Below are 10786 nucleotides of genomic sequence, written 5' to 3'. Positions count from 1 at the left end.
CGCCGAAATACTTCGTGATCGCCGCCGTCAACGACGTCTTGCCGTGATCAACGTGACCAATCGTCCCGATGTTCACATGCGGCTTGTTGCGCTCGAATTTGCTCTTGGCCATCGCCGACTCCCAACTTCGCAGGCGGTTATTTTCCGGCGCCACATAGCGAGTGCAGCCGGCAATGACAAGCGTCTGAGCCGCGGCGGGCCAAACCAGCCGACGCAACGCCTGGCGACACACGATCGATTTCAGGGACATGCGGGAAACGTCGGACCCGCGGGCCGGACTATGATTTTGAAGAGGGAGGCGGGGATTTTGGAGCGGGTAGCGGGAATCGAACCCGCATATTCAGCTTGGAAGGCTGCTGCTCTACCATTGAGCTATACCCGCATTCTAGCAAACGGTCGGCAGTGGTGGAGGGGGCTGGATTCGAACCAGCGTACGCATAGCGAACGGATTTACAGTCCGTCTCCTTTAACCACTCGGACACCCCTCCGAACTGCCGCCGACACGCGCAAGCGCTTGGCCGTACATGGATCGCGGCGGCGCATTCGCCAACCCCCGCGGTTCCGAGCGGCCTTATGAAAGGCGCGGAGCGATCTGTCAACGGCGCGTGGCCGCTGCATCGACGATCGGCGGGGTTCGGCGTACGCATCGTGTTTCGCCGTATCCGCTCTTGCGGCGATCCGCGCGCATTGAGCCCTGACGCCAGCTAAGATAAGCAGCAGCGATGAGCGACGAGCCCACGACCCACACACCCAAGGATTCTCATTACGCCAATCTGCGGCGCGCCCATCGCGACCGCAAGCGCGGCGACGGCGAGTTGCCGGCTCGCCCGGACAAGCGGGTCCAACCCGGTCGCCCGGACCCGGCGGGTCGCGTCCGGCTCTACGGACTGCACACGGTCGCCGCGGCCCTCCGCAACCCGCGGCGCAAGCTCCATCGCTTGCTGGCAACGCGCAATGCGTTGGCTCGGCTCGACATGGCCGAGGATCAGCTCCCCTGCCCGGTCGAGCTCGTCGAGCCAAGGCAGCTTGATTCCGAGCTCGGAAGCGACGCCGTTCATCAGGGCGTGATGCTGGAGGCCGACCCGTTGCCGACCCGTCGGCTGGCCGATCTCGGCGAGGCCCGCCTCGTCCTCGTGCTGGACCAGGTGACCGACCCGCACAATGTCGGCGCGATTCTGCGCTCGGCGACGGCCTTCAGCGCCGATGCGCTGGTCACGACCGCCCGCCACTCGCCCCAGGAAGGCGGCGTTCTCGCCAAGGCTGCCTCGGGGGCGTTGGAGCACGTTCCGCAGATCGAAGTCGTCAATCTTGCCGAAGCGCTGATGGATCTGTCGAAACGCGGCTTTCGCACCGTCGGCCTCGATTCGGAGGGGCCGGAGAGCTTCGAGGCGGCGCTGTCGGGTGACAAGATCGCCATCGTCCTCGGTGCCGAGGGCAAGGGACTGCGTCAGAAGACCAGGGCGACGGTCGATGTGTTGGCACGGCTGGAAATGAGCGGCGCGATTCGCTCGCTCAATGTTTCCAATGCCGCCGCCATCGCGCTCTACGCGACGCGGCGTCACCTCGGCTGACGGTTTTTCGGGCGCGGGAATTCGCGCCGGATGGGAACGCGGTTGTCTCCGATGTCGCAGTGATGCTCGTTGCCCATTTTTGTGGGTCGGGCAGGGTCTGACGATCGGAAGAATGGTGCCGGATGAGGGGATTGAACCCCCGACCTTCGGTTTACAAAACCGCTGCTCTACCGCTGAGCTAATCCGGCCCGGCGCGGCCCATAGCATATTTGTCAGCCCTATGCAGCGGGTTTTTGACCCGCGGAAAGCCACGGCGGCGCTTGGCCTCAGCCGCCCGCCGCGCTAGGTCTCAAACCTCGACACTGCGGCGCCGATCCGCATCCTTGAAAAGCCGAGCCTCGCGCCGACCGATGTCACGCCCAGTCCAATCCATCACCTTCGTTGCCAGCGAAAGCCCGGCCGCCCAGGAGGCCGCCCACCGGCTTTCCGCGCTCTACGGCAATGATCGCGAGGAAAATGCCGAGGTGGTGGTCGCGCTCGGGGGCGACGGCTTCATGCTTCAAACGCTGCACCGCTTCATGGGCAGCGGCATACCGATCTACGGCATGAACAAGGGCACGATCGGCTTCCTGATGAACGATTATCGGGAGGACGGCCTGAGAGAACGTCTGGCGGCGGCGATCGAAAATGCCATCCATCCGCTCGCCATGACCGCCGTCGACGCCGCCGGCACCGTCCACAAGGCGTTGGCGATCAACGAGGTGGCTATTTTCCGACAGTCCTACCAAGCTGCCCGGCTGCAAATTTCGATCGACGGCAAGGTCCGGCTGGACGAACTCGTCTGCGATGGCGTGATGGTGGCGACCCCGATCGGATCGACGGCTTATAATCTGTCGGCGCAAGGCCCGATCATCCCGGTCGACGCGCCGTTGCTGGCCTTGACGCCGGTGAGCCCGTTCCGCCCACGTCGTTGGCGCGGAGCGCTGTTGCCCAATCACCAGACGGTCGAGATCGTCGTCCTTGAGCCCGAAAAACGTCCCGTGAATGCCGTCGCCGACGCCACCGAAGTAAAGTCGGTCCACCGGATCACGATTTGCGAATCGCTCAACGATACCGGTCTCATTCTGTTCGATCACGATCATTCGTGGGACGAACGGATTCTCGCCGAACAGTTTCGCTATTAGGGAGCGCGGCCCGAAAGGCTTCTCCCCAGTCCGGCAGCCGCCGGCAGATGAGGGTGCGGCCGGGATTGCTCGGGACAGGCTCCAGAATCGCAGAGACCCGGCCCTAAGGGTCTTTGGACGGGACCCGTGACCCGATGTCGGGAATCGACGTTTTCGGTTGAATGATCGAGTCCGATTCCGCTTCGATTCGACTGGCATATTTATGTCGAACCGGTTCAGGCGGCCAGCTTTCGGGCCTGCTGCCGTGCCGCGTCCCGTTCGGTCTCGCCGGCCAGCCGATGCAAAAACCGCATCATGGCCTCAAAGCCAGCGGTCCGCGATCGGTCACCCGAGGTGGCAACGAGCCGCTGCATGATCAGCTGCGGCACGTCCTCTGCGGCGGCGATCCGTTTGCCGGATGCGATCTCGCGCCAGACCCCCACGGCGATCAGGAACAGCGGCGCGGCGACGGACGGAAGCCCGCATGTAATGACCATGGTGCGAAATGCGCCGTCGCGCCCCTCGGCGAGGATCGAGCGGACCCGCCGTTCCGACATCGACGACAACCGCACCAGCGCGGCGGCGAACAGGTCAATATTGCCGGCGCAGACCGTGCGCAGGAGGAAGGCGACATTGAGCTGGCCGCTGGCCCGCAAATGTTCGACCAAGGCGGGAATTTCGACCTCCGGAACGGTTTCGGCGAGCATCGCCGTCGCCCGTTCACAGGCGTCGGAAGCCAGTCGCTCGGCCCGATCCGCGCCGACCAGATTGCATAACATCGGCAGCGCGGCGAGCGCTTGGCCCGTGCGCAGGATCATCGTCTGGCGCACAGTCGCAGGCAGTTCACGACGATCGAGCAGCGCTCCGCGCACCGACGCGTTGGCCCCATGCCGTTCGGCAATTCGCCGGAAACTTACGCCAGCGATCGCAGCGCCTCGGTTTTCGAGCAACGATATGCAGCAGCCCGGTTCCGCGACCTCGGCGATCGCGGCCGCGACGCGCGTCGATACCACGCGCCGGGTGGCGATCGCAGTGCGCAATTCGGCGGACCCGCTTGCCGCCATGTCGATCAGCTCGTCGTCACGCAGCGCCGGGGAACGGCTGGCGACGACGCAGGCGATCGCCGGATTGTCCTCGCAGAGGCTGAGGAGCACCGTCCGGGGAACCCGGCTGTCATCGGCAAGCCCCTCGGCGAGCGCCAGACGAACTTTCGGCGACGGATCATCGAGCATCAGGGTCAAGGCCGCCTGGGCCCCGGACTGCTCTTCGGCCGTGATGCGGCCCTCGACGAAGGCGCGCGCGAGAATTGTCGCGCCCTCCGCGCGCTGGGCGCTATTGGCCGTCTCGCACCATTTGACGAACCGCTGGACGATCATGGGAAACGCGACCTCTACCGCTACCGACTTCACGGTCGATACTGGCCAGCAAAGGTTTAGGTTTCGTTCACCATAACGATTCGTCCCGGTACAGGCTGTCCGCAGGGCCCTCTAAACGTCGGCGCCATCGGGGGTTCGGGGCCGCGCCATCTGGAAAACCTGGTCGGTCACCGCATAGTCAAGATAGCCGAGCCGGGAGAGCGGCGCCGCAAGGGCCATGTCGATCATGCCGTCCCTAAGAATCGCCTCGTCGATATGAATCCCGACCACCTGACCGATCACGACGACGTTCTCCGACGCTTCGCCGTTCAGTCCGGTCGGTCGAAACGAATGGGTCACCCGGCACTCCAGCGCCGCCGGACTCTCGGCGACACGGGGTGCGGAAACCAGCCTGGACGGGGCCTCGGTCAAGCCCGAAAAACCAAACTCGCTGGTTCCGCGCTCGGCAACCGCGGACGTCCGGTTCATCTGCGCGGCGAGCTGGCGCGTCGCGAGATTGGCGACGAACTCGCCGGTTTCGATCGCGAAACTGGCGGAATCCTTCATGCCGACCGAGGAAAACATGACGAGCTTCGGCCGATCGCTGATCGCGTTGAAGAAGCTGTAGGGCGCGAGATTGACCGAGCCATCCTTTGCCCGCGTCGAGATCCAGCCGATCGGCCGCGGCGCGACGATCGCCTTGAACGGGTCGTGAGGCAGGCCATGATCGTTCCGGTCGGTCGTGTAGAACAGCATCACCCCTGACCCGGCGCGCGCGCTTCGCTGACGACATCGGCCAATGCCGGGCGCGGACGCTCCTTAGGCGGTTCCTGCGGCGTCCCCACATGAATGAACCCGACGACCTTCTCCTCCGCCTGAATGCCGAGGATGGCCTTCGCCTCGTCGTCATAGGCAACCCATTCCGTGACCCAATTGGCCGCATAACCCTTGGCGTGAACAGCGTTGGCGAGATTCATCGCCGCCGCGCCGCCGGACAGAACCTGCTCCCAGACCGGGATCTTCACATGCTCTTTCGCGGTCGAAACGACGGCGATCACCAACGGACTGCGGCTGAAGCGGGTGGCTTCGACCCGCCGCCGCGTATCGGACAACGGCCCCTCCTCACGGCGCTCGGCCAGCGCGGCGAGCGAAGCGCCGATCCACTCGGCCGGTTCCCCGCGATAAAGGATGAAGCGCCAGGGCGCGAGCTTGCCATGGTCGGGCACACGCATCGCGGCCGAGAGTATCGCGTCAAGCTCCGCCCCCTCCGGCGCGGGGGCGGCCAGCATCGGGATCGGCACGGAACGGCGGGTAGACAAGAGCGTGAACGGATCGGTCAAGAGGGTATCTTTCGGTAAAGGTCAGGCGAGAGAGTCGCGGGAATCGGGACGATTCGTGGACCGCGGATTATGGCGCACGTCAGTCGCCCGAACCGACGCCATCGGAGACGACGGCCGCCACGTCCGAGGTCAGAACCTCCACGTCGGTGTTCTCGCCGGCCCGGACTTCGAACTGCCGCTGATAGACCTTGTCGCGGTTCTTGGCCACGATCACGTAATCGCCCGCTGCAAGCACCATCGACGGGAAGGCGCCGACGCTCTCGCGCACGACGTCGCCAGAGGCGGTTGTGATCGACCAGGCGGTGTCGGCGATCGCCTCACCGCCCGGTTCGCGCACCAGCTTCATCGTCAGCAGCGCCGCCCGGTGCTGCAGCCTGGCCTCGGTGAGTTTGCCGGGTTCCACCCTGATGTCGGCACGAACCGATGCGTTCACTGAGCCGTAGCTGGAGACGACATGGTAGGTATCGGCGTTCAGCCGCAGCACCTTGTCGGGCGGAACGTCGCTGGCGACGAGGTCGCGATCGGAATCGTCCTCGGCATCGGTGTACACGTCGAATTTCAGCTTCGTCGGATCGATCGCCGATCCATCGGTGGCAATCGCCTCAAGCTTGAGCCCACCCGCCCCGAGCACCACCGTTTCCCGCGTCCTGACGCCCGAAAACTCGATCCGCTTGACGACGCCGGCCCGGCCGAAGCCGACATGCAGGATGTAGGAGCCGGCCGGCACTTCGAAATTCGCGACGTTGCTCTGCGAGGAGGCGATGAGCGTCGGTCTACCGTCGATCGCCGGGATCGCCGAAAACAGCCGCCAGACGAGGCCGTTCGGTATTGCCTCGCTGTCCTCGGTCAGCCGCGCCTCGAGAATCAGCGGCGCGCGGGGGGTGATCACGTCCTTGCTCGGCATGTTCTGCGGCGCATAGGCCGGCAGTCCGGGAAGCGCAATCGCGGGCGCGCTCGGCCGCCCCAAGGACGATGGCAGGGCGATCGGCTCGAAGCGGCGCAGCGATCCTTGCGGCGCGGCGCCGACATCGCGCGAGTCCGGGAGCAGTTCCGTCGCAGAGGGCGAGACGTACCCGCCGGGCTCGCGCGATTCGTCCCCGTTGAAGAGTCCGCGGACGCTCCGGTCGAGCAGCGAAGGTATCGGAATGTCCTGCGCCGCCACCGGGGCGCCCGCCAGCAGCATGGCACCGATGATCGCCAAAAGGCGTGCGTCAACGAACAATGCTGCGACCCCTCACGATGCCACCCCTTCACAGGGTTCTTGATCGCAGATCATGGACGAATTCAAGGCGCCCGGTCTGCGATCGGGCGTAAACCGAACACATAGCATGGAAAATGTTCGCTCTGGCGTCGGGAAGGTCGCGACCGGGCGCACGCTTCCACGGCCTCGCTGAAATACAGCGCGGATCGCCAGGACGACGTGGTGAATCGGCGCAGACGGCGAGACGGCGGCGCAAACACCAACCGTGCCCCGACGCGATCATCGTCAGGGCACGGCGCTATGGTTTACTGGCGCAGCGGCGTCAGACGAAATCGATCACCTCGACCGCAATCTGGTTCGCGGCAATCAAATTGTGCCCGCCGTCATAGGCTTCAAGCCGGATGTCGAACTCGGCTGGGCCGAAACCCGGAGCGTAGGGTTGCTGACCTGGCGTGTTCGGATCCGCGTCGATGAAATCCTCGATAAACCCGAATGCGTAATTTTCCGAGTTCTGCGCCACATTGGCGTTGCCGCCGTCGTCGCCGATACGCGGGATTCCGTCCTGATCGACCCAGATAAAGCCGGTGTCGTTGGGGACCGCCACTCCCGGGTCAACCATCGTCAGCTCACGAAACTCGGTGCCGGCTGTCGGATCGACATCGATCAGTAGCTTGAAGGTGAAGTCGGACAGATCTGTCGTCGCCCCATCGAGCCCGGTGGCGATCGAGTAGTCGAAGCTCCACGCCGCCCGGTTCGCGTTGTTTGACGACGAGCCGTTCGTGGTGGACTGCGCTCCATCTTCCACCTGGAAATGGACCGTTCCATCGGCATCTACCGATACCGGATCTTGGCTCGGTCCCTGTCGATACTTGACGGCAAGCGCCAGTTCGACTCCGGCGCTTTCGCTTTGCGTCACAACGAAATCGTTGACCGAGTTGCCACTACCGACGAACATCTTGCCACCGTCCTGTGCCGATGCGTCGATCTGCGTGTCGACGCGCGTGGTCGCACCCGTGGCGGTATTATAATAAACGTCATCGTCAAGATCGGCGGTGCCGTTGTTAAAGAGGATCGTTTCGACCTTCTTGAACTCGTAAATCCCGCCGGTGGAATCGGTCACGGTGACCTTGTCGTTGCCGGTCCCCTTGCGCGCGAAATCGAAATCCTCGAACGAACTTTCGAAGATCGCGATGTCGATGCCCTTCTTACCGTCGTAGCTGAAATCCGGGTCCCCAATCTGGAACACATCATCCAAATTGGTCCCTTTGACTTTCGAGAGTTTTGCGCTTTTTGCCATCGACTTTCCCCAAAGTTTTCACCGCACCGGAAAATATCCATCTGTCAGGCGGCTTAGTAAACCCCGGACACAGCATTCTCTTCGTCAAGCGGAGATACGTACTGCGGAATACGGCATGTCGTAATGTGATGCCGATTATTCATTCTTGGCACCAAGCCACTGTTAGGTCAGCTTTTGTAACTCTCCGCGCCCCGGTCATGGAGGGACCGGCTTTGCAGTCCGTTCTCCTCCGCTCCGTGAATATTTATACAGTCATAGACATGGACGGTGCCGAGATAGCGCGCCTACTCCCCCGCCTGCTCGAAATCCATTGCGACGCCGTTTATGCAGTAGCGCAAACCGCTCGGCGGCGGGCCATCGGGAAACACATGGCCAAGATGGCTGCCGCAGCGGCTGCAATGACATTCGATCCGCACCATGCCGTGGCTGCGGTCTTCAGTGGTGTCCACGGCGCCGTCCACCGGGGTATCGAAACTCGGCCAGCCGGTACCGCTCTCAAATTTCTGACCGGCGACGAACAGCGGCTGCCCGCATCCGGCGCAGGTAAAGGTCCCTGCCCGCTTCTCGTCGAGCAGCGCGCAACTTCCCGGCCTCTCGGTGCCGTGCTCGCGCATCACCGCGTATTGCTCCGAGGTCAGCATTTCACGCCACTCGGCATCGGTTCGTGTCACGGGATAGGTCTTGGCATCCATTTTCAGCTCCTTTCGGCAACGAGCCATCGATTGGGTTCGGTAATCAGAAACCGCGCCGACGAGCACGACCGCGCGTCGGGCGCGGCGATTCGGCCCAACCAGGATCGAGGGTCAGCGGCCCCGGCTTTTCTCGTAGCGCCCGCGCGTTTCGGCATTGGGCGGATAAAGGCCCGGCAGCGGAACACCCTTGTCCACTTCGGACATGAGCCAGGCTTCCAGCCGCTCCTGTTCGAGGCAGGCATCCTTCACCTCCTCGACGATCGCGGCCGGAATGACGACTGCCCCGTCGTCATCGATGACGATCAGATCGTCCGGAAAGATTGCGACCCCCCCGCAGCCGACCGGTTCCTGCCAGCCGACGAAGGTGAGCCCGGCAACGGAAGGCGGCGCCGCCACGCCGGCGCACCAGACCGGCAACCCCGTCCCCATCACACCGGCGACGTCACGCACCACCCCGTCGGTGACGAGGGCCGTAACGCCGCGCTTGGCCATGCGGGCGCACAGGATGTCGCCGAAGATTCCCGCATCGGTCACTCCCATCGCATCGACGACCGCGATACAGCCGTCGGGCATGGCTTCGATGGCGGCACGGGTCGAAGTCGGGGAAGACCAGGATTCCGGTGTCGCGAGGTCTTCCCGCGCCGGCACGAAGCGCAGGGTGAAGGCACGGCCGACGAGCCTGTCTTGTCCGGGCGCCAGCGGCACGGGCCCGCGCATCCAGACATTGCGCAGCCCACGTTTGAGAAGAATGGTGGTGATGGTCGCGGTCGTAACCGACCGAAATGCCGCAATGGTCGATGAGTCGCTCAAGTGTCTGCCTCTCCATGAATCGATTGCGAATGTGGGATAGCACCGGCCGAAGCGGCGTCAATGCGCGCGGTGGCGCCGAACCGTATCACCGAATGCGGATCAATCTGGGAGGGAAACGACAAATGCAAGCTCTTGCGAGCCGCAGCGTCGCACGCCGGCGGTTCCCATGTCGCGCCAGGCGCGCTCGAGCGAGCCGTCGAGATCGATCCCCCGACAGGCGTCCTCGATCACGGTGACATCGAATCCGGCCACGCGCCCGTCGAGAGCGGTCCAATTGACGCAGAAGTCGGTGGCGAGGCCGACGACGAACAGACGCTCGACGGCGCGTTCGGCGAGATATCCGGCCAGGCCGGTCTTCGTGGCGTGATCGGCTTCGACAAAGGCGGAATAGCTATCGACGGCCGGATGAAAGCCCTTCCGTACGATCATCTGTGCGCTGGGAACATCGAGGCCCGGATGAAACGCTGCGCCGCTTGTCCCCATGACGCAATGGTCGGGCCACAGAACCTGCGGACCATAGGAGAGATTGATCGCCTGGAACGGCGCGCAGCCATGGGTGGAGGCGAAAGACGCATGTCCGGGCGTATGCCAGTCCTGGGTCAGGACCACGACACCGAATTGCCGGGCCAAACGATTGACCAGCGGCACCACGGCGTCTCCATCCGGCACCGCAAGCGCTCCGCCGGCGCAAAAATCATTCTGAATGTCGACGACGATCAACGCGTCGGCGGGAGCAATCTCGATCATTGTCATCGGCAAAAGATGGCATCATTTCGCGACGCCGCAAAGCGCCTCACGACGATCAGCGCCGAGGCCCGCCATTGGATGGACCCCAGCGCCTTGTCATGTCTTTGTCAGCGTAGCGAGAGCGAGGCGCGCAGATCCGCCACCGGCGCCACACGCACCGCGTCGCCCGTCCGCTCGATGAGCAGCTCGGTGTTCGGGTTTCCAAGGCTTGAGGGAACCTGAATGGTCAGGCTCTCTCCGTCGGAGAGCATCGAGACGAAACGCAGGGCGCTTCCGGTCTCGCCCGCCTGGAGCGTCGTGACGACCCGGAAATCATCGCCTTCTACCGTGTAGTAGGCGGCGCCGGTGACGTCACCGAGCGCGATGCTCTGGGCAGCCAGCGGCTTCAATTCAGCACTGTGCGCAGCGCCGAGGCCGGCCACCGTGAGGGCTGCGGCAACTAAAATGGTCTTCATAATCCTGGTCCTTCGAAATTTCAGACCTCCCGGATCGAAAGCTATGTCTGATTGCTGCGGCGCACAATGGCATGGCAGCCATGATAATCTGCAGGGGCGGAAGATGTCTGGCGCTCAAGGCCTATTCGGGCTCACACGCTCAGAGCATCCACCGTTCAGCCCCAGAGATCGCAAGAGACAGGCAGACTCGACACAAAATCGCCAACTCGCCACAC

At 63.7% G+C, this 10786-nt stretch carries 12 protein-coding genes and 3 tRNA genes; 2 read left to right on the top strand and 13 right to left on the bottom strand.

All coding sequences use genetic code 11. The features are described from left to right. The 3 genes from VQ045_RS06200 to VQ045_RS06190 form a co-directional block, all read right to left on the bottom strand. Positions 1-112, bottom strand: a 112-nt coding sequence (locus VQ045_RS06200) for a GTP-binding protein (RefSeq protein WP_134887344.1), incomplete at its 3' end; no start/stop codon positions are given. Positions 113-308: 196 nt separating this feature from the next. Next, positions 309-382: transfer RNA gene (locus VQ045_RS06195), tRNA-Gly, on the bottom strand. A gap of 21 nt (positions 383-403) precedes the next feature. Further along, positions 404-488, bottom strand: a tRNA-Tyr gene (locus VQ045_RS06190). 234 nt (positions 489-722) lie between these two features. Between VQ045_RS06190 and rlmB the strand changes: the two genes are divergently transcribed. After that, a complete protein-coding gene (rlmB, locus tag VQ045_RS06185) occupies positions 723-1571 on the top strand; it encodes a 23S rRNA (guanosine(2251)-2'-O)-methyltransferase RlmB (RefSeq protein ID WP_331829487.1) in 849 nt (282 codons plus the stop codon). A gap of 113 nt (positions 1572-1684) precedes the next feature. Here the strand turns inward: rlmB and VQ045_RS06180 are convergent. Continuing rightward, a tRNA-Thr gene (locus VQ045_RS06180) sits at positions 1685-1759 on the bottom strand. A 162-nt stretch (positions 1760-1921) separates the two neighbouring features. Between VQ045_RS06180 and VQ045_RS06175 the strand changes: the two genes are divergently transcribed. Further along, positions 1922-2695 (top strand): NAD kinase, encoded by a 774-nt coding sequence (locus VQ045_RS06175; protein ID WP_327624858.1) that lies wholly within the window; start codon positions 1922-1924, stop codon positions 2693-2695. A gap of 215 nt (positions 2696-2910) precedes the next feature. On the opposite strand, the gene VQ045_RS06170 is transcribed toward VQ045_RS06175, so the two are convergent. The 9 genes from VQ045_RS06170 to VQ045_RS06130 form a co-directional block, all read right to left on the bottom strand. Then, positions 2911-4050, bottom strand: coding sequence for a DUF2336 domain-containing protein (locus VQ045_RS06170; RefSeq protein WP_331829486.1), 1140 nt, complete (start codon positions 4048-4050; stop codon positions 2911-2913). Positions 4051-4161: 111 nt separating this feature from the next. Then, positions 4162-4782, bottom strand: a complete 621-nt coding sequence (locus VQ045_RS06165; RefSeq protein ID WP_327624917.1) for a flavin reductase family protein — start codon at positions 4780-4782, stop codon at positions 4162-4164. Between the two features lie 2 nt (positions 4783-4784). Next, positions 4785-5369: a nitroreductase family protein gene (locus VQ045_RS06160; protein WP_331829485.1), complete on the bottom strand. Its 585-nt coding sequence runs from the start codon at positions 5367-5369 to the stop codon at positions 4785-4787. Between the two features lie 79 nt (positions 5370-5448). Then, positions 5449-6591, bottom strand: a complete 1143-nt coding sequence (locus VQ045_RS06155; RefSeq protein WP_331829484.1) for a hypothetical protein — start codon at positions 6589-6591, stop codon at positions 5449-5451. Positions 6592-6892: 301 nt separating this feature from the next. Next, positions 6893-7816, bottom strand: coding sequence for a hypothetical protein (locus tag VQ045_RS06150; protein ID WP_331829483.1), 924 nt, complete (start codon positions 7814-7816; stop codon positions 6893-6895). Positions 7817-8151: 335 nt separating this feature from the next. Continuing rightward, positions 8152-8559, bottom strand: a complete 408-nt coding sequence (gene msrB, locus VQ045_RS06145; protein ID WP_331829482.1) for a peptide-methionine (R)-S-oxide reductase MsrB — start codon at positions 8557-8559, stop codon at positions 8152-8154. Positions 8560-8670: 111 nt separating this feature from the next. Then, a complete protein-coding gene (locus tag VQ045_RS06140; RefSeq protein WP_331829481.1) occupies positions 8671-9369 on the bottom strand; it encodes a ribonuclease activity regulator RraA in 699 nt (232 codons plus the stop codon). A 99-nt stretch (positions 9370-9468) separates the two neighbouring features. Continuing rightward, a complete protein-coding gene (gene pncA, locus VQ045_RS06135) occupies positions 9469-10122 on the bottom strand; it encodes a bifunctional nicotinamidase/pyrazinamidase (RefSeq protein ID WP_331829480.1) in 654 nt (217 codons plus the stop codon). A gap of 101 nt (positions 10123-10223) precedes the next feature. Continuing rightward, positions 10224-10571, bottom strand: coding sequence for a hypothetical protein (locus VQ045_RS06130; protein ID WP_331829479.1), 348 nt, complete (start codon positions 10569-10571; stop codon positions 10224-10226). Positions 10572-10786: the final 215 nt, after the last annotated feature.

The sequence above is a fragment of the Aurantimonas sp. E1-2-R+4 genome (assembly GCF_036549515.1).
Taxonomy (GTDB): domain Bacteria; phylum Pseudomonadota; class Alphaproteobacteria; order Rhizobiales; family Rhizobiaceae; genus Aurantimonas; species Aurantimonas coralicida_A.
Note: the sequence above shows the minus strand (reverse complement) of the source record. Positions and strands in the feature narration are given on the sequence as shown.